Below are 18,723 nucleotides of genomic sequence, written 5' to 3' on the forward strand. Positions count from 1 at the left end.
GTTTGGTCATTTCAATAATTCATTCAACTTTGATTTTTCTAAAAATCGATTCATTCTGAATTTTATTTTCGAATAATATGAATAAGCCATCCTAATCTTAAATTATTATTTACTTGGCATCTTTTTTTGACTAGAAAATGATAAAGTTAAAAAAGCTGTGTTATTTCACTTATTACTTTTATTTCTTTGTTATTTTGATATTTAAAACTTAAAATACGCCAATATAGAGTTTATAAGGTATCTGTCACATTATGAGGCTTTTATATTGTACAACTCATCTATCTAAACTATTTTTATCATAATGAAATAATAAAAGGTTTTAATGTTTATGTTATGTGCAAAGTCGGCGAAATATGCAGCACTATTGAGTTTTGGCATAACAAGTTGTGATGTTTATCAACCACATACTTCTGAAAGTGGGCGATTCTTTTTTAGTAATGACTCGTCGGAAAATTATTCTTTCTTTATTGATAATAAGCTGATGGTGATCCCGAAAGCGTCAGTGGGTAGCTTGTATTTAAAGCAAGGCTTACATTCCATGACAACCGAAGAAGGTCAGCACATTTATTTTATGATTTACCCAGGTAATAAAGGAGGGATATTAAATCCCCAAAAGCAACTTTATTATTCTTACAGCTTTGTATACGGTAATAATGGAATTCCTTCTGTTCATAATCAAACAATACAGGAATTAACTATTGGTGATTATCAAGTGAAAGGAAGAGTTGAGAGTAGTGATGATATCATTATTGATAATAACGTATTCAACTGTGATTACCCGATAGGGACACGGATCCCTGAACAGTTAAATTCGCTAACGACTGTCAGCAAAATAAAAACAAAATGTTTTTCTTTTTCAGAACTCATTACGGCGATTTCGTCGGATGATAAACAAATGACGCAACTGGTTGTGCGTCAAAATGAGCCAGTGCAAAACAATACGGTAAGTTTAACATTTGACTATCCAGTCACACTCCCTGCTTTTGAAGATCAGCAAATTCAGCAGTATGCGGTGAAGGTGAATACGCTGATTCAAGCGTATCGAGGATCCGCTGACCCAGAAAAAAAACAGAACTTTTATAATCAATACCATGTAGCCGTATCGAATATGGCGGAGCGCTATAGCCAATGGGAGACAGGGGATAATTGCCTTGAGGAGCGACAAAAATATTTGCAATTCTTATCACAAACTGCCGCCATTTTTAGTGCTGGGGTTTTAAAACTAAATGTAGCACCAAAATAGCCTGTGGCTGCTAACTAGCATGTTGCCAAAGGCTACCAATCAATCCCTTTTTGCGCTTTGATCCCTGCATCAAAGGCATGTTTAACAGGGCGCATTTCTGTCACCGTATCGGCAAACTCCAATAGGTCACGGTGGCACCCTCGACCCGTAATAATGACGGATTGATTTTCAGGACGGCAACTTAATGCATTCATTACTTCAGCAAGAGGAAGATAATGGTAACTGACCATGTAGGTCAGCTCGTCGAGGATCACCAAGTCATATTGAGGGTCTTGCAATAATTCCACTGCATGTTGCCAAGTTTCTAGGCAAGCTTGTGTATCAGTCTGCTTGTTTTGTGTTTCCCAAGTAAACCCGGTGGACATCACATAAAAGGGGACGCCGTGAGGCTCTAAAAGATTGCGTTCGCCATTATCCCAGCCACCTTTAATAAACTGGACAACCGCGACTTTTTTGCCATGACCGACAGCACGACAAGCGGTGCCAAATGCTGCCGTCGTTTTTCCTTTTCCATTGCCAGTAAAGACAATCAGGATCCCGCGCTCCAGCTGGGCTGCTTCAATTCGCTCATCTACTTTTTGCTTTAAACGTTGTTGGCGTTCTTCGTGTCGGTCTTGGCTCATAGCTTGCTCCGTTTCGGTCGAGTTTAAGCTTTAATCGGTTTTAAATTGGGCTGAGCGTCTACGCTGGTTCCTGTTTGCTCGGTGCTATCATCACCCATTAAGTATAGATAAGTCGGCATGATATCGGCAGGTGTTTTTAGGGTCATAGGATCTTCACCGGGTGCCGCACCTGCACGCATAGCGGTACGAGTGCGCCCAGGGTTAATACAGTTAATACGTAATCCAGTGCCTTGATACTCATCGGCTAAGACTTGCATTAAACCTTCAGTCGCAAATTTTGAAACGGCATAAACGCCCCAATTAGCGCGTCCTTGTTTACCGACACTTGAACTGGTGAAAATCAGCGATGCGTGTGGGGCTTTTTCTAATAAAGGAAGTAATGCTTGTGTGAGCATAAAGCCCGCATTGACGTTAACTTGCATGACGTCATGCCAGAGCTGAGTCGGTTGTTCACTGATTGGTGCGATATTTCCTAGCAAACCTGCGCTATGTAATACGCCATCCAAGTAAGGGTGTTGTTTGGCAATATCGTCAGCGATAGCTTGGCAAGTTGCCTCAGTCGCTGTCAGTAAATCAATCACATAGGTTTCTACGGATGCACCGGTAGAATTAATAATTTGTTGTTTAACCGCCTCTAATTTTTGCGAGTTACGGCCTAATAAAATGATGGAGGCGCCAAAGCGTGCATACGTTAATGCTGCTTCTTGACCAATCCCATCAGTAGCACCGGTAATTAAGATAGTTTTACCATTTAAAAGATCTTGTCTAGGCTGATAATGAAGCATAATTTTTCCTATCGTCATGAGTCGCGTTGAGGGTTATCATCGCGTAGATTGCACGGGAGGGCAATTTACCACATTTGTTTCATGTCTGTGGTTATTGATAACAGTTTTTTTACTGGTTGTTTGTGAACAATCATGCGATCATTTTTTTATTAGCGTTAAATATTAGAAGGATCAACTTGTGGAGTATTTCTCTTTGTACGGACTGTTTTTAGCAAAAGTGGTCACCATTGTGGTCGCCATTGCTGTGATTGCAGTATTTGTATTTGGCGTAGGTATGAGACGTCAAGGAAGTAAAGGCGCGTTAAAAATTACTGACTTAGGCGAAAGTTATCGTGAACGCCAACGTCAAATGCAGCAGATCAAAATGAATGATTCTGAGCAAAAAGCGTGGTCAAAGGCATTTAAAAAGCAGGAAAAAGCCAAGTCTAAAAATGAAAAAGCTGGGGCGAAAATGGGGCAAACTGCCGTCAAAAAGCCTTGCTTATATGTCTTAGACTTTAAAGGCAGTATGGATGCTCGTGAAGTTAGCTCTTTACGTGAGGAAATCAGTGCAATTCTTGCAGTTGCAGATCAGCAAGATGAAGTTTTATTACGTTTAGAAAGCCCAGGTGGTTTAGTCCATGGCTATGGCTTAGCAGCTTCTCAGTTGATGCGATTGAAAGAGAAAAATATTCCGCTAACAATTGCAGTTGATAAAGTAGCGGCAAGTGGCGGCTATATGATGGCGTGTATCGCGAATAAAATCGTTGCGGCACCGTTTTCTATTATAGGTTCTATTGGTGTTGTCGCTCAGGTTCCCAATATTCACCGCTTACTGAAAAAGCACGATGTGGATGTGGAGCTGCACACCGCAGGGGAATATAAACGTACACTGACCATGCTTGGCGAAAATACAGAGCAGGGGCGTAAGAAATTTGTTGAAGATCTGAATTCAACTCACGAACTGTTTAAAGATTTTGTTCATCAAAATCGCCCATCCCTTGATATTGCCGCGGTGGCAACGGGTGAGTATTGGTATGGAACACAAGCATTAGAGAAAGGGCTGGTTGACCAAATTGGTGTTAGTGATGATTTGATCATCGATGCAATCGAAACCAAAGAGATTATCAGCATCCGTTTTGTGATGAGCAAGAAAATGGTTGAGCGTTTTACCAGTAGCGCGGCAGAGAGTGCGGATAAGCTCTTATTACGCTGGTGGCAGCGTGGTCAAAAGCCGCTTTTATAAAAAAGCCAATAATGTTCACTGAATATTCATGACACAATATTTAAGTTGGACTACCCTTAAAAATACCGGCGATAAAAGCCGGTATTTTTTTATGTCTATTCTGATTCTTGCAGTCGGTACTTATCAGAAAAGAGGTGCGCCAAATGCTTATACATATTAAAAGCCGCTGGACTTTTTAAGGATGGTATTCCGTTTTCATCAAGGAAGAACTCGCCTTTAAAAACTAAAACACCACGATGTTGCTCGACATTATCCACGAACATGCCATCAAGGTACTCATCGTGGTTTTTGATGATTTCGTTGGCTTTTTCAAGTAGTTCTTGCTTTGAAATAGTTTGAATCTCATTGTTCATAGAATGCCTCTCTTGAAAAAATAATTGGTTGCTTCTAGCATTTTATCAGGTACAGTGTGTGTTTTTCAATGCGGCTAAACTGCATTATGTGGTTAAAATCAGTCAACTAGAGCAATTTGTATGCTTTACAAAATAATGTGACTGATGGATAAAATTCGTTTCGTTACAAATTATTGTGCGAAAAAATATTGATATATTGTGATTCTGTCGCAATATAAAAAAGAGATTCTCATTTTGCGCATTTGAATAGAAAAATGCGCCTTCGTTGATAGTAGGTAAAGGTAAATATGGGTAAAGCTCTTGTTATAGTGGAGTCCCCGGCAAAAGCCAAAACGATCAATAAGTATCTTGGCAGTGGCTACGTTGTAAAAAGCAGCGTTGGCCACATTCGTGATCTGCCGAAAAGCGGCTCTGGTTCACAATCCGGCTCACCAAAGAGTACAGGCTCATCTACCGATAAAGCAAAGACCGACAAAACAAAGAAAGTTAAAAAGGATCCGCAAGAAGCGTTAGTTAAACGCATGGGGATCGACCCTTATCATGGTTGGAAGGCGAATTATCAAATTCTACCGGGTAAGGAAAAAGTGGTTTCTGAATTAAAAGCGTTAGCCGAAGATGCTGACCACGTCTACCTCGCGACGGACCTTGACCGCGAAGGGGAAGCTATTGCGTGGCATTTACGTGAAGTGATCGGTGGTGATGATTCTCGTTTTAGCCGAGTGGTGTTTAACGAAATCACTAAAAATGCAATTACTCAAGCATTTGAAAGCCCGGGCGAATTGAATATCGACCGTGTTAATGCTCAACAAGCTCGTCGCTTTATGGACCGTGTCGTGGGTTATATGGTCTCTCCATTATTATGGAAAAAAGTGGCGCGCGGATTATCTGCTGGACGCGTACAGTCCGTCGCAGTCAGACTTATCGTTGAGCGTGAACGTGAAATTAAAGCGTTTGTTCCTGAAGAGTATTGGGAACTCCATGCGGATCTAGCGGATAAAAACGCCGTTAACTTACGTTTAGAAGTGACTTCCCAAGCAGGAAAAGCTTTTAAACCTGTCAATAAAGTCCAAACGGAAGCTGCGGTTAAATTACTGGAAAATGCACGCTATCAAGTGATTGATCGTGAAGATAAACCAACGTCCAGTAAACCAAGCGCACCGTTTATCACGTCGACACTCCAACAAGCGGCGAGCACTCGCTTAAGCTTTGGTGTGAAGAAAACCATGATGATGGCTCAGCGCTTATATGAAGCGGGTTACATCACTTATATGCGTACGGACTCAACGAACTTGAGCCAAGATGCAGTGAACATGGTTCGTGGTTATATTTCCGATAACTTTGGCGCTCAGTATCTGCCAAAAGATGCCAACGTTTATACCAGTAAAGATAACTCCCAAGAAGCGCACGAAGCTATTCGCCCATCCAGTGTTGATGTACTGCCTGATTCACTGAAAGACATGGAAAACGACGCTAAGCGCCTCTACCAGTTAATTTGGAATCAATTTGTTGCGTGTCAAATGACACCAGCGAAATACGACTCCACCACATTAACGGTGAAAGCGGGAGATTTCGAATTAAAAGCCAAAGGTCGTACGTTACGTTTTGATGGTTGGACAAGAGTCATGCCAGCACTGCGTAAAAATGACGAAGATAAAACATTACCTGCGATTCAAGTGGGTGCTGAATTATCACTGCTGGAATTACTACCAAGCCAGCACTTTACTAAGCCACCAGCGCGTTTTAGTGAAGCTTCTTTGGTTAAAGAATTAGAAAAACGTGGCATTGGTCGCCCATCAACGTATGCGGCAATCATTTCAACGATTCAAGATCGTGGCTACGTAAAAGTGGAAAACCGCCGTTTCTATGCGGAAAAAATGGGTGAAATCGTTACAGACCGTTTAGAGGAAAACTTCAGCGATCTGATGAACTATGACTTCACCGCTCGCATGGAAAACCAGCTGGACCACGTTGCGAATCATGAAGCAGAGTGGAAAGCGGTATTGGATGAATTTTTCTCCGATTTCAGTAAGCAGCTTGATGTTGCAGAAAAAGATCCGGAAGAAGGCGGCATGCGTACAAACCCAATGGTGATCACCTCGATTATCTGTCCTGACTGTGAACGTCATATGGGGATTCGTACTGCATCCACTGGGGTATTCTTAGGCTGCTCGGGCTATGCACTGCCACCAAAAGAGCGCTGCAAGAAAACCATCAATCTGATCCCTGAAGATGAAGTATTAAACATCCTCGAAGGTGACGATGCAGAAACTAACGCCTTAAGAGCGAAACGTCGTTGTCCAAAATGTGGCACAGCGATGGACAGCTATCTGATTGATAATGGTCGTAAATTACATGTGTGTGGTAACAACCCTGCATGTGAAGGCTATGAAATCGAAGAAGGCGAGTTCCGTATCAAAGGTTACGATGGTCCGGTGATTGAGTGTGATAAATGTGGTTCTGAAATGCACCTGAAAATGGGACGTTTTGGTAAGTACATGGGTTGCACCAACGAAGAGTGTAAAAATACCCGTAAGATCTTAAAAAGCGGTGAAATTGCACCACCGAAAGAAGACCCAGTACCACTACCAGAATTACCGTGTGAAAAATCGGATGCTTATTTTGTGTTACGTGATGGCGCAGCTGGCGTATTCCTTGCTGCAAACACTTTCCCGAAATCAAGGGAAACACGTGCGCCATTAGTGGCAGAGCTGCAACGATTTAAAGACAGATTACCGGAAAAACTGGCGTACTTAGCGGAAGCACCGGCACAAGACGAAGAAGGCAACCCAACAGTGGTTCGCTTTAGCCGCAAGACAAAACAGCAATATGTTTCGTCCGAGAAAGATGGCAAGGCGACGGGGTGGAGTGCGTTTTATGTGGATGGTGCCTGGAAAGCCAAAGAATAATTTTTTATTCTTCATACTTTGCACCATAGCGGCGTTGGCTGCACTCGCTAACCCTAGTCACATACTTGTGTATGCTCCTAGGGATTAGCTCGATTGCCGCCTTGCTACAGCACAAATTATTTTGAATAAATCTATTGATTATATTCAGGATGACTCTGGTGCTAACCGCCGCCTGTTCTAACGCGAATTATTTAGAATAACGGTTTGGAATTTTGTAACGAAGTTCAAAGCCGAAACCGCAATCATTATAAAAGAGCCCTTAGGGCTCTTTTTTTTGTTCATAATTGGATAGCTCTCACATAACAAAAGCAGTAATCGCCCATTTTTATTCATTTATTATGCTAACGTTTAGCTTAAGGATAATAATCACGATGAATGACTGGAGGCAGTATGAAGTTCAAATTATGTTTGTTAGCGGCACTATTCACAACTGGCGCAGCGTATGCGGCACAAACTACGGTAGAGCTGAAAGAAGCGACAGCTAAAGGCGAGGGTAAGGCCATTGGTGAAGTGGTGATTTCTGAAACTGAATACGGATTACTCTTCACGCCAAAACTATCTGGTTTGCAAGCGGGTGGCGTGCATGGTTTCCATGTGCATGAAAACCCAAGCTGCGAACCGGGAGAAAAAGACGGTAAAACCGTTCCGGCACTCAAAGCGGGCGGACATTTAGACCCAGCCAAAACAGGGGTTCACAAAGGACCTTATGACAAAACAGGCCATCTCGGAGATTTACCGGGCTTAGTGGTAGATAGCCAAGGTAATGCCACCTACAGCGTGCTAGCGCCAAAATTAAAATCCCTGAAAGATGTTCAAAACCGCGCGCTGATGGTGCATGTGGGTGGGGATAATTATTCCGATCATCCAGAGGCTTTAGGCGGTGGCGGCGCAAGGATGGCTTGCGGCATCATTCCTTCGTCATAATTCGCACCGTAGCTGTGTTGGCTACACTCGCTAACCCTAGTCACATACTTGTGTATGTTCCCCGAGATATCCGCCTTGTTCTAACGCGATTTATTTAGAAGAACGGCAATGTAATAAAAAGGCGCATTTGGCGCCTTCATCAAATATTTACTGCTTATAATCTTAATTCGAATTAAAGATTGTCTGAAAGTTCTAGTTAAATTTTATAAAACAATATATTCATTACTCCCTCCCATGGTACAACTAGGTTGGCTGTAATTATTGAATATGAAATTGACTTAATTAATTGATATTTATAATTTTTTATTGAAACTGATTGGGCGGGTTTATTTTTAATTCAATGATTATATAAGTATCCTTGCAGTATTTAATGATGAGATATTTGGATGGCATGTAGTTGACACAGGATGGTGCACGAAAAATTACAAGGTTTTGATATATACAGGTATATTGATGTTGAATATACTTTTTCCGAAGATACAACTAGACAGGTTACGTTTAGGTTAGTCTTTTATAAAGAAGAGTGTAATCAATTTTTGGTTGATCTTTATGGTGATGGGCTAACTGCGCTCGTTGTTAGCGTGGTAAGTTTTTATAATATTGATGCGGAAGATAACGAAAAATGTGACTCTTTATTCGATAAACCGCCAGATGCAGCGGCTTTGACCATGGTTGAGACTCGTTACTTCTACACAACCCTGATTGACATCATTTTTAAAATAGCTGAAACTGAAAACATAAAAATATTAACTTTTCAGGCTTATAGTGAAGAACTGAAAAAGGTTTATGACAGATTAGTAAAGCGATATAGCAAAGCGATGAACTTAACAACTCATACTAAAGGAGCTTGTTATGTTATACGAATGGAAGATATAAAATTATGAACGTAAATATTGACTATGATGCAATTAAAGCTGAGAAAAATGAAATGATTCAACGTTTTTTGCAGGCTAAAAAGAAAGCGGAACAAGCTGGACAAGTTGTTGCAAAACCTATCTAACCTTCTTCATCGATAAAAAAGCCTCTTACACAGAGGCTTTTCAACGCTATTTTACCGACTTAACCAATCACCAAATCTTAATTCGTTTCTCCGGTGCGAGGTAAAGGGCATTATCCTTATCAACACCGAAGGTGGTGTACCAATCATCGATATTACGGACGACGCCATTAGCGCGGAACTGATTTGGACTGTGTGGATCGGTGAGGATTTTGTTGCGCTCGGATTCTTTATTTGACAACTCTTGCCAGGTTCTGGCCCATGAAATAAAGAAACGCTGTAAGCCAGTCATACCATCAATAATCGGTGGCTCGCCATTTGGGTAGTTCTCTTTAGCAAATTGCTTATAAGCGCTTAGTGCGATATTTAAGCCGCCTAAATCGCCAATATTCTCACCGAGGGTTAACTCGCCATTCACTTTCTGTCCATCGACGGCAAAGCCATTATATTGATCCACCAACTTGGCGGTTTTCTCTTTAAAATGCGCTTTGGCACTGTCGCTCCACCAATTACGTAACTGGCCTGTACCATCATATAAGCTGCCTTGGTCATCAAAACCGTGACCCATTTCATGACCAATTACTGCACCAATCGCACCGTAATTATATGCAGGATCCACATTTGGGTCGAAGAATGGTGCTTGCAAAATAGCCGCAGGGAATACAATTTCATTTTGTACTGGATTGAAATATGCATTGATGGTTTGTGGTGTCATGCCCCATTCCCATTTGCGAACAGGTTGGCCAATTTTGCTCATGGCATCATTATATGACCAGGCTTCCACTTGCTTAAAGTTATCCATCAATGTGTTCGGTTTCAAATTAATGGTACTAAAATCATTCCATTTATCAGGGTAGCCAACTTTGACCGTAAACTGCTCTAGCTTTTTCAGTGCTTCTTGGCGAGTTTGCTCATCCATCCAATCATTATCTTTCAGACGCGCATTAAAGGTACCGCGTACATAACTGACCAAATCTTGTATTTTCTCTTTAGATTGTGGATTGAAATATTTCTCCACATAAATCTGTCCGAGAGGCTCACCTTGCAGTGAATTGACCGTTTGAAGAGCACGCTCTTGACGAGTCCGCTGTTTTTCAACGCCATTGAGTTTTTTCGAGTAAAAATCAAAGCGTGCGTCAGATAAGCTTTTATTTAAATAACTCGCATGGTCGTTCACGTACTGGAACGTTAGGTAATCTTTCAGGACTGAAACCGGGGTCTTGGCAAAAATCTGTGCCGTTTTTTCTACCGCCGTATCGTTCTCAACCACCACTTTCGCCAGTTGCTGATCCGTTAATTTCCAGTGCTGAATAAAGCTATCCCATGCAAAGCCATCGGTAAATTTTTTCATTTCAGCGAGGGTCATAGGATGATAGTTTTTGATGGTGTCACGGCGAGCTTCTGGGCTCCAATGCACTTCAGCAATGGATTTTTCAAGGTCGAAGATCTGTTGTGCCTTTTTCTTAACGTCTTTTTCGCCTGCTAATTTCAAGATTGTCGCAATATACGCGATATAGTTTTTGCGGATCTCTTTCATTTGCGGGGTATCGTCAAGGTAGTAATTACGATTAGGTAATCCAAGCCCACCTTGGCCAAGATACAGAATATAGGTATCTGGCGCCTTGGCGTCTAAATCCACCCAATAAGAGAGCACGGAAGTATAGCCCGGCAGGGTCATCAGACGGCTAATATCATTATGATCTTTGGCTTTTGCAATAGCCGCTAAGTCGGATTTGATTGGCGTTAAACCCGCTTTTTCAATGCTGGCTTCATCCAAATAACTCAAATATAAGTTACGAATATTTTTCTGATTATGATCCAAGCTGCTCTCAGGGGCTTGCTTTAATTCATCGATAATAGCTTGAGTCTGCTTCTCGGTACTTAAATACAAATCCACAAAAGAGTTAATTCGTGGCATACCTGTTGGGATTTTCGCCTTATTAATCCAATCATGGTTAACATATTGGTAAAAGTCATTACCCGGCACGATGGTGTCTGATAACACGATTTTTTGCTGACCGTAAGATAGCTCTTTCGCTAATAAGTGAGGCGCAAAGGATAGGGTTGATAAACCGACCATCATGGCTAAAACTTTTATACGCATCTAGATAACCTCTCTGTAGTCTAAATAGGATGCTCACCGCAAAAATGGAAATAAAATTCGCATGCTAATTATTCAAGCATAGTCGAAGAAAAAAATAATCTGACTTTGCAATACCTTACTTGGGTGCCGCCTTTTTTTCACAACAAGATGAAATAATATCATCATACTGTTTATTCTCATTAGTTTGATGTTATATTGGTTATATATAAATTAAACAATATTACTTTTTGTTATATGTAATGTTTTTTAGCTATAGCAGAAATGATTTCCTGTAAGAGGTGGAGCGAGTATGAAGTTACAGCAACTGCGATATATTGTTGAAGTGGTTAATCACGACCTGAATGTTTCATCAACAGCAGAAGGGTTATTTACTTCCCAACCGGGGATCAGTAAACAAGTCAGAATGTTGGAAGATGAGCTAGGCATTCAAATTTTTGCGCGTAGTGGTAAGCATTTGACTCACGTGACCCCAGCTGGTGAGGAAGTTGTGCGCATTTCCCGTGAAGTGCTCTCCAAAATTGAGGCCATCCGCTCTGTCGCCGGTGAGCATACCATTCCTGATCGCGGTAGCTTAAAAATTGCCACGACGCATACCCAAGCTCGCTATGCCTTACCGCCTGTAATCAAAACCTTTATTGAGCGTTATCCCCATGTTTCCTTGCATATGCAGCAAGGATCTCCAACCCAAATCGCTGAAGAAGTTTGCAAAGGGAATAGTGATTTTGCTATCGCGACAGAAGCGCTCCATCTGTACAGTGACCTTATCATGTTGCCGTGCTACCACTGGAATCGTTGTGTAGTAGTACCGAAAGGGCACCCACTGACCGAGAAAAAGAACGTTACGATTGAAGATATTGCAGAATATCAAATTGTGACTTACACCCACGGGTTTACTGGGCGTTCAGAGTTGGATGTCGCATTCCAAAAAGTGGGCTTAGAGCCCAAAATTATTTTTACCGCGACAGATGCGGATGTGATCAAGACCTATGTGAAGCTCGGTTTAGGGATTGGCATTATCGCCAGCATGGCTGTGGATCCTGAGGTGGATAAAGATCTCGTGGTTATCGATATGCGCGATAAATTTAGTTACAGCACCACGAAAATCGGTTTTAAACGTACCAGTTTCCTGCGCAGCTATATGTATGATTTTATTTGGCGTTTTGCCCCACATCTCACGCGTGATGTGGTGGATAAAGCCATTGCCTTGCGTAACAACGAAGATATCGAAGAATTTTTCAAAGAAATTGAGCTTCCTATTCTTTAATTGGCACAAAATCTATAGAGGAAATGATTATGAGGACTATGATTAATAATACTGCGTAAAAAATAAGGTGATAAAAACGCCAAGGAGGAGTTATGTCGTTGAGTTTAAAAACAAACAGTGCAGCAACACTGAATGTCGGTAACAAACAGTATAATTACTTCAGTCTTGCCCTTGCAGAGAAACAATTAGGCAGCGGGGCAAGACTTCCTAAATCCCTCAAAGTTCTACTCGAAAACCTACTGCGTCATGTCGACGGAAAATCTGTCGTTGACGCTGATCTCCAAGCCATCATTGATTGGCAAAAAAACGCTCATGCGGATAGAGAAATTGCTTATCGCCCCGCGCGGGTGCTGATGCAAGACTTTACCGGTGTTCCTGCGGTTGTCGACCTCGCCGCTATGCGTGAAGCGGTTAAATCCCTTGGTGGCAACGTCAACCAAGTTAACCCATTATCTCCCGTTGATTTAGTCATTGACCACTCAGTGATGGTCGATGAGTTTGGTAATTCCCAAGCGTTTGATGACAACGTCGAAATCGAAATGAAGCGTAACCACGAACGCTACCTATTTTTACGTTGGGGACAAAAAGCGTTTAACCGCTTTAGGGTAGTACCGCCGGGAACGGGAATTTGCCACCAAGTTAACCTTGAATACCTCGGCAAAGCAATTTGGCATGAAGAGATTGATGGCAAATTAGTTGCTTACCCTGATACGTTGGTTGGAACTGACTCCCACACCACCATGATCAACGGTCTGGGGGTATTAGGCTGGGGTGTTGGCGGAATTGAAGCGGAAGCCGCAATGCTGGGGCAACCTGTTTCCATGCTGATCCCCGATGTGGTGGGCTTCAAGCTAACCGGTAAATTAGCAGAAGGGATCACCGCGACAGACTTGGTGTTAACCGTTACTCAAATGCTACGTAAGCATGGTGTGGTGGGTAAATTTGTTGAATTCTATGGGGATGGATTAGCTGACCTGCCATTAGCCGACCGCGCGACCATTGCCAATATGTCACCAGAATATGGGGCAACCTGCGGCTTCTTCCCGATAGACGAAATTACCCTTGCGTATATGAAACTGACAGGGCGTGAAGATGATGAAATTGCGCTGGTGGAAGCCTATAGCAAACAACAAGGTTTATGGCGCCATCCAGGGGATGAACCGATTTTCACCAGTACCTTAGCGCTGGATATGGGCGCGGTAGAGTCCAGCCTTGCAGGACCTAAACGCCCACAAGACCGTGTTGAACTGAGCCAAGTTCCGAAAGCATTCCAAGGCGCAGTGGATTTAGAGCTGAATAAGCAAGATAAACATGCGCATCCTCGCGTGAATTTTCAAGGACAGGAATTTGACCTTACCGATGGCGCGGTCGTGATCGCCGCTATCACATCCTGTACTAACACCTCTAACCCTAGCGTATTAATGGCGGCAGGGTTACTGGCGAAAAAAGCGATAGAAAAAGGACTTTCTCGTCAGCCATGGGTTAAGTCTTCTCTCGCACCTGGTTCGAAGGTCGTGACTGATTACCTCGCGTTAGCAGGATTAACCCCTTATCTGGACAAACTGGGCTTTAACCTTGTGGGGTATGGTTGTACTACCTGTATTGGTAACTCTGGTCCGTTACCTGCACCGATTGAAGAGGCAATTAAACAACATGATCTGACGGTTGGGGCGGTGCTTTCAGGTAACCGTAACTTCGAAGGGCGTATTCATCCGTTGGTAAAAACCAACTGGCTGGCATCACCACCACTCGTCGTTGCCTATGCACTGGCGGGCAATATGCACGTTAATTTAAAAACCGACCCATTAGGGGTGGATCAACAGGGTCAGCCTGTCTACTTGAAAGATATCTGGCCATCCAGTGCGGAAATTGCCAGTGCGGTGGAGAAAGTCAAAACTGACATGTTCCATAAAGAATATAACGCGGTCTTTGAAGGGGACGAAGCTTGGCGTGCGCTGGATGTTGAAAGCTCCTCAACCTACCATTGGCAAGGGGATTCAACCTATATTCGCCATCCACCATTCTTTGAAAACATGCCTGCGCAACCTAAGCCTGTCGCCGATATTCACGAGGCAAACATTCTCGCTATTCTCGGGGATTCGGTGACCACTGACCATATTTCTCCGGCGGGGAATATTAAGAAAGAAAGTCCAGCAGGGCGTTATCTCCAAGAACACGGTGTGGCGATTGCAGATTTTAACTCTTATGGTTCTCGCCGTGGTAACCATGAAGTCATGATGCGCGGTACGTTTGCCAATATTCGTATTCGTAATGAAATGGTACCGGGGGTGGAAGGCGGCTATACCTTACATATTCCAACAGGCAAACAGATGGCTATCTTTGATGCGGCGATGTTGTATCAGCAACAAAAACGTCCGTTAGCCATTATTGCGGGTAAAGAATATGGTTCAGGCTCTAGCCGTGACTGGGCGGCAAAAGGCACCAATTTACTGGGTGTTCGTGTGGTGATCGCCGAATCCTATGAACGTATTCACCGCTCTAACTTAATTGGGATGGGGGTTATTCCATTAGAATTTACAGGTGGAGAAACCCGTAAAACCCTGGATTTAAAAGGCGATGAGCGTATTGATGTTACTGGTTTACAGTCTCTGACTCCAAGCCAAAGTATCACCGTAAAAATTACGTATGGTGATGGCAAAGTGAAAGAGGTGAATACTCGTTGCCGCATCGATACTGCGACGGAAATGGAATATTATCGACACGGCGGGATCTTGCATTATGTGATCCGCCAAATGCTCAATTAATCTCCGTTTATGGCGCCTACAAGATTTCTTGTGGGCGTTTTTTCTTTATTAACGCTTAATATTGTTATTTCTCAAGTTTTTTAGCCAGTTTCTCAGTTATTGTGATAGTCAGTATTCAGAAAAAGCTCAGTAGTTTGATGGAATGAAGTGACCGCATTTATCGAAAATAGCGTAAAGGAAATCAATATGGCAAATATCAATGAAACTGATTTTTTCAAGGGTGCATTATGGGCGGCAGACATTCTATTAAGCACTTCACATTGTGCGGGTGCGAATGACGAAGTTCGTGACATTTTAGAACATATTCCAAATCTCTATTCGGTTGTCATGAGAACCCCAGAAACCGAAGTCCATGATTTAAGATTATATGCAGATAAAGAGTTTCCATTAGGCTTGAATGCCGATTACACCGCAATTTCTATTGCACCACTCAAAGATTTCTTTGATATTTTGCCTGTCACCGATCACGAACTTGATTGTGAAGCCATGGATATCGAAACGTGGGGCGTCGTTGCTGACCTTGCAAATGGTAAAAAAGATCTTCTGATTGCAGGGCTACTGACCCCAGAAACAGCACAAATGTATGCAGACCGGCTATCCGAGCAGCTAGAATTCCAACAGAAAAAGGCGAGTTAATCTTCATATCGTTGAATAAATGAGCGGAAATGAACAAAAACGCCGATACTGTATTTATATCCAGTATCGGCGTTTTATTATCTTAAAGAGAGACTACAGGATCTTATTTTCAGCTAATTGCAGTGCGAAATAAGTAAAGATTAAATCTGCACCAGCGCGTTTAATGGCCCCTAAGCTTTCTAACGTGACGCGAGTTTCATCAATGGCGCCTGCTTGCGCGGCAAATTTGATCATGGCGTATTCACCACTGACTTGATACGCACCAATAGGCAATTGGGTACACTCACGCAGGTCACGGATAATATCTAAGTAAGCACCCGCGGGTTTTACCATCAGCGCATCTGCGCCTTCTTGCATATCAATCAGCGACTCGTGCAGCGCTTCACGGCGGTTCATTGGGTTCATTTGATAAGTCTTACGGTCACCTTTTAAACATGAACCTGCTGCATCACGGAATGGGCCGTATAGAGCTGATGCGAATTTCGTGGAGTAAGACATAATCGCTGTATCGGTAAATCCTGCTTCATCAAGTGCATGGCGGATTGCGGCAACTTGCCCATCCATTGCAGCAGAAGGAGCGATAAAGTCAGCACCGGCACGCGCAGCAGCAACGGCCTGCAGACCTAAATTATGGATAGTTTGGTCGTTATCAACCACGTCACCGTGCATCACACCACAGTGACCGTGAGATGTGTATTCGCAGAAACAGGTATCTGACATCACAATCATTTCTGGGACGGTCTCTTTACAGATACGAGACATACGCGCTACCAGACCATTGTCTTGCCATGCATCGCTACCATTTTCATCTAAGTGATGAGACACACCGAAGGTCATGACCGACTTAATGCCCGCTTTTGCAATACGCTCAATTTCATAGGCTAAGCGTTTTTCTGGAATACGCACAACGCCTGGCATACTCGCAATCGGTGCGTAATCATCTAAGCCTTCTTCGACGAAAATAGGCAAACACAAGTCATTGATGGAGAGGTGGGTTTCTTGGAATAGGTCGCGGAATTGTTCACTTTTACGCAGTCTTCTCATGCGCTGGATGGAATGCAGGTTATTCACACTATCTCCTTGGTAGACGAAAAATAGACATTTCCCATTCGGATTATTATGTGGGAATGTTCAACTCTTATTTTTCGATGTATTTAATAATGAATGGGATTAAGTTGCGAACAGTATAAACCTTATAAAAAGAATGTGAATATATCACTCGTCAATTGTTATAGATTCGATTGTTATGATGAAAATGGGAATTAAGGCAAGAATAATAGGAAGAACAAGGGATGCTCTTCCTGATTGAGAAGGATAATTATTGGTGCTTAAATAACATATGACCCATTTTTTGTGCTTTCACATCTAAATAATGTTCATTGCTAGGATTTCGTCCAACAATTAATGGCACACGTTCAACGACGTTGATACCCGCTTCACGCATAATATCAATTTTTTTCGGGTTATTAGTCAGTAAGCGAACTTCATTAATGCCTAATAATTTATACATATCAGAACACAGGGTAAAATCACGTTCGTCGGCTTTAAATCCTAATTTTAGGTTAGCTTCAACGGTATCTAATCCTTGGTCTTGTAATGCATAAGCACGGATTTTGTTCAGTAACCCAATATTACGACCTTCTTGGCGGTGATACAGCAGTACCCCTCGGCCTTCTTCACTAATTTGCTTGAGTGCAGCTTCTAATTGAAAACCACAGTCACAACGTAAACTAAATAATGCATCGCCAGTTAAGCATTCGGAATGAATTCGACTGAGTACTGGCGTTGCGCCTGTAATATCACCAAAAATCAGCGCAACGTGGTCACGACCTGTTGCGATTTCTTCAAACCCTACCATTAGGAATTCACCGAAAGGTGTAGGTAGTTTGGCTTCGGCAATACGTTTTAGCTGCATATTTTCTTTCATTAGTTAAAGTAACTCTTGCTGAATTAAACACGTAAATCGATATAGTACTAAAGTTATATGGTCACTAAAGTTAAATATATCGATGCTATATGACGTTTGCATATAGAGTCCGGCATTCTTTGCACACAGCCGACGCTATACTACTATAACAGAGATATTTGCAGGCTATGTAAAATTTGTTAATTAGGAAATAATTAAAACGTAAGGAATATTCTAGATGAGAAAGAGTGCCTACCTTATCGCAATAAGTGTCATTTTTTTGCTGTTACCGCCGATAGTTATGATAGCCACAGGCTGGCAGTGGACTCCTGAGCATCAGCCGTCGATGAAATGGTTACTTTGGTTGACGGATAGCGCGGGATTGCCTTATAGCTATGTGACGTTTGTATTTTTAACTCTCTTAACGTTAATCGTCTTTCGTCATAAGCGGAATCAATGGCTAAAGCTGCTGGTGGTTATAGCGTTATGTATTCTCGGTGCGCAAGGGGTGAAGTCCTTAATGAAAAGCACCTTCCAAGAACCGCGTCCCTATGTGGTGTGGCTGGAAAAAACGTATCAAATTCCCCATCAGGAATTTTATGATTTAAAACGCGGGGAGCGAGCGGATTTAATTAAGAATACCGTGAAGTCAGACTCGCTTATTCCTAAATGGCAGCGTAAACATTGGCAGGCAGAAACGGGCTACTCATTTCCTTCAGGTCATATGTTTTTTGCGGCGGGATGGGCATTGCTATTAATTGCGCTGTTTTGGCAACAACGTCAATATGCATTGGGAATCATCATATTATGCTGGGCGCAGGGCATCGGATTAAGCCGTATGCTACTAGGAATGCATTGGCCCCTTGATATTATTGCCTCCACGTTGATGAGTGCGCTTTTCGCGTTGTTAGGTTACTGGATATATCAATCTCGATTCTTAGAGAAATGAATTTAACGCTAATCGGATTATCATGATGAAAAAGGGCGGTTTT

The 18,723-nt window shown here is 42.4% G+C and carries 15 protein-coding genes; 9 read left to right on the forward strand and 6 right to left on the reverse strand.

The annotated features are described in order from the left end of the window. Positions 1-322 precede the first annotated feature (322 nt). Positions 323-1,243 (forward strand): hypothetical protein, encoded by a 921-nt coding sequence (locus tag JK188_RS02810; RefSeq protein WP_249215397.1) that lies wholly within the window; start codon positions 323-325, stop codon positions 1,241-1,243. A gap of 32 nt (positions 1,244-1,275) precedes the next feature. Here the strand turns inward: JK188_RS02810 and cobO are convergent, their stop codons facing one another. Both cobO and JK188_RS02820 read right to left on the reverse strand, forming a co-directional pair. Further along, positions 1,276-1,866 carry a cob(I)yrinic acid a,c-diamide adenosyltransferase gene (cobO, locus tag JK188_RS02815; RefSeq protein WP_211885693.1) on the reverse strand — a complete coding sequence of 197 codons (591 nt, stop codon included), beginning with the start codon at positions 1,864-1,866 and terminating at the stop codon, positions 1,276-1,278. A 23-nt stretch (positions 1,867-1,889) separates the two neighbouring features. Next, on the reverse strand, positions 1,890-2,651 hold the full coding sequence (locus JK188_RS02820; RefSeq protein WP_211885684.1) for a YciK family oxidoreductase: 762 nt from the start codon (positions 2,649-2,651) through the stop codon (positions 1,890-1,892). A 178-nt stretch (positions 2,652-2,829) separates the two neighbouring features. Between JK188_RS02820 and sohB the strand changes: the two genes are divergently transcribed. After that, a complete protein-coding gene (sohB, locus tag JK188_RS02825; RefSeq protein WP_211885683.1) occupies positions 2,830-3,876 on the forward strand; it encodes a protease SohB in 1,047 nt (348 codons plus the stop codon). A gap of 95 nt (positions 3,877-3,971) precedes the next feature. Here the strand turns inward: sohB and JK188_RS02830 are convergent, their stop codons facing one another. Then, positions 3,972-4,229, reverse strand: a complete 258-nt coding sequence (locus JK188_RS02830) for a DUF2498 family protein (protein ID WP_036956549.1) — start codon at positions 4,227-4,229, stop codon at positions 3,972-3,974. 287 nt (positions 4,230-4,516) lie between these two features. On the opposite strand from JK188_RS02830, the gene topA reads away from it, so the two are divergent. The 3 genes from topA (at position 4,517) to JK188_RS02845 (ending at position 8,943) form a co-directional block, all read left to right on the forward strand. Further along, positions 4,517-7,135 carry a type I DNA topoisomerase gene (topA, locus tag JK188_RS02835; protein WP_211885682.1) on the forward strand — a complete coding sequence of 873 codons (2,619 nt, stop codon included), beginning with the start codon at positions 4,517-4,519 and terminating at the stop codon, positions 7,133-7,135. Positions 7,136-7,525: 390 nt separating this feature from the next. Beyond that, positions 7,526-8,059, forward strand: coding sequence for a superoxide dismutase family protein (gene sodC / locus JK188_RS02840; RefSeq protein ID WP_211885680.1), 534 nt, complete (start codon positions 7,526-7,528; stop codon positions 8,057-8,059). A 407-nt stretch (positions 8,060-8,466) separates the two neighbouring features. After that, positions 8,467-8,943 carry a hypothetical protein gene (locus JK188_RS02845; RefSeq protein ID WP_211885679.1) on the forward strand — a complete coding sequence of 159 codons (477 nt, stop codon included), beginning with the start codon at positions 8,467-8,469 and terminating at the stop codon, positions 8,941-8,943. A 183-nt stretch (positions 8,944-9,126) separates the two neighbouring features. On the opposite strand, the gene JK188_RS02850 is transcribed toward JK188_RS02845, so the two are convergent. Then, on the reverse strand, positions 9,127-11,160 hold the full coding sequence (locus tag JK188_RS02850; RefSeq protein WP_132495995.1) for a M13 family metallopeptidase: 2,034 nt from the start codon (positions 11,158-11,160) through the stop codon (positions 9,127-9,129). 289 nt (positions 11,161-11,449) lie between these two features. Between JK188_RS02850 and cysB the strand changes: the two genes are divergently transcribed. The 3 genes from cysB to JK188_RS02865 all read left to right on the forward strand — a co-directional run bounded on the left by cysB (position 11,450) and on the right by JK188_RS02865 (position 15,825). Beyond that, positions 11,450-12,424 (forward strand): HTH-type transcriptional regulator CysB, encoded by a 975-nt coding sequence (gene cysB / locus JK188_RS02855; RefSeq protein ID WP_036956553.1) that lies wholly within the window; start codon positions 11,450-11,452, stop codon positions 12,422-12,424. Positions 12,425-12,516: 92 nt separating this feature from the next. Then, positions 12,517-15,189, forward strand: coding sequence for an aconitate hydratase AcnA (gene acnA, locus JK188_RS02860; RefSeq protein ID WP_211885678.1), 2,673 nt, complete (start codon positions 12,517-12,519; stop codon positions 15,187-15,189). A gap of 186 nt (positions 15,190-15,375) precedes the next feature. Beyond that, positions 15,376-15,825, forward strand: a complete 450-nt coding sequence (locus tag JK188_RS02865) for a hypothetical protein (RefSeq protein WP_211885677.1) — start codon at positions 15,376-15,378, stop codon at positions 15,823-15,825. 93 nt (positions 15,826-15,918) lie between these two features. Here JK188_RS02865 and hemB read toward each other — a convergent pair whose 3' ends face one another. Both hemB and ribA read right to left on the reverse strand, forming a co-directional pair. Next, positions 15,919-16,896 (reverse strand): porphobilinogen synthase, encoded by a 978-nt coding sequence (gene hemB, locus JK188_RS02870; RefSeq protein WP_132495992.1) that lies wholly within the window; start codon positions 16,894-16,896, stop codon positions 15,919-15,921. 247 nt (positions 16,897-17,143) lie between these two features. Beyond that, positions 17,144-17,740, reverse strand: coding sequence for a GTP cyclohydrolase II (gene ribA / locus JK188_RS02875; protein WP_036956569.1), 597 nt, complete (start codon positions 17,738-17,740; stop codon positions 17,144-17,146). Positions 17,741-17,969: 229 nt separating this feature from the next. Here ribA and JK188_RS02880 point away from each other — a divergent pair, with 229 nt between their 5' ends. Then, a complete protein-coding gene (locus JK188_RS02880) occupies positions 17,970-18,680 on the forward strand; it encodes a phosphatase PAP2 family protein (RefSeq protein WP_211885676.1) in 711 nt (236 codons plus the stop codon). Positions 18,681-18,723 lie beyond the last annotated feature (43 nt).

Source organism: Providencia sp. JGM181 (assembly GCF_018257375.1).
Taxonomy (GTDB): domain Bacteria; phylum Pseudomonadota; class Gammaproteobacteria; order Enterobacterales; family Enterobacteriaceae; genus Providencia; species Providencia lanzhouensis.

Excerpts from the sequence above, each read along its gene's own strand:
- JK188_RS02810 (WP_249215397.1), top strand. The coding sequence starts at position 323 with ATGTTTATGTTATGTGCAAAGTCGGCGAAATATGCAGCACTATTGAGT.
- cobO (WP_211885693.1), bottom strand. The coding sequence starts at position 1,866 with ATGAGCCAAGACCGACACGAAGAACGCCAACAACGTTTAAAGCAAAAA.
- JK188_RS02820 (WP_211885684.1), bottom strand. The coding sequence starts at position 2,651 with ATGCTTCATTATCAGCCTAGACAAGATCTTTTAAATGGTAAAACTATC.
- JK188_RS02830 (WP_036956549.1), bottom strand. The coding sequence starts at position 4,229 with ATGAACAATGAGATTCAAACTATTTCAAAGCAAGAACTACTTGAAAAA.
- topA (WP_211885682.1), top strand. The coding sequence starts at position 4,517 with ATGGGTAAAGCTCTTGTTATAGTGGAGTCCCCGGCAAAAGCCAAAACG.
- sodC (WP_211885680.1), top strand. The coding sequence starts at position 7,526 with ATGAAGTTCAAATTATGTTTGTTAGCGGCACTATTCACAACTGGCGCA.
- JK188_RS02845 (WP_211885679.1), top strand. The coding sequence starts at position 8,467 with ATGGTGCACGAAAAATTACAAGGTTTTGATATATACAGGTATATTGAT.
- JK188_RS02850 (WP_132495995.1), bottom strand. The coding sequence starts at position 11,160 with ATGCGTATAAAAGTTTTAGCCATGATGGTCGGTTTATCAACCCTATCC.
- cysB (WP_036956553.1), top strand. The coding sequence starts at position 11,450 with ATGAAGTTACAGCAACTGCGATATATTGTTGAAGTGGTTAATCACGAC.
- acnA (WP_211885678.1), top strand. The coding sequence starts at position 12,517 with ATGTCGTTGAGTTTAAAAACAAACAGTGCAGCAACACTGAATGTCGGT.
- JK188_RS02865 (WP_211885677.1), top strand. The coding sequence starts at position 15,376 with ATGGCAAATATCAATGAAACTGATTTTTTCAAGGGTGCATTATGGGCG.
- ribA (WP_036956569.1), bottom strand. The coding sequence starts at position 17,740 with ATGCAGCTAAAACGTATTGCCGAAGCCAAACTACCTACACCTTTCGGT.
- JK188_RS02880 (WP_211885676.1), top strand. The coding sequence starts at position 17,970 with ATGAGAAAGAGTGCCTACCTTATCGCAATAAGTGTCATTTTTTTGCTG.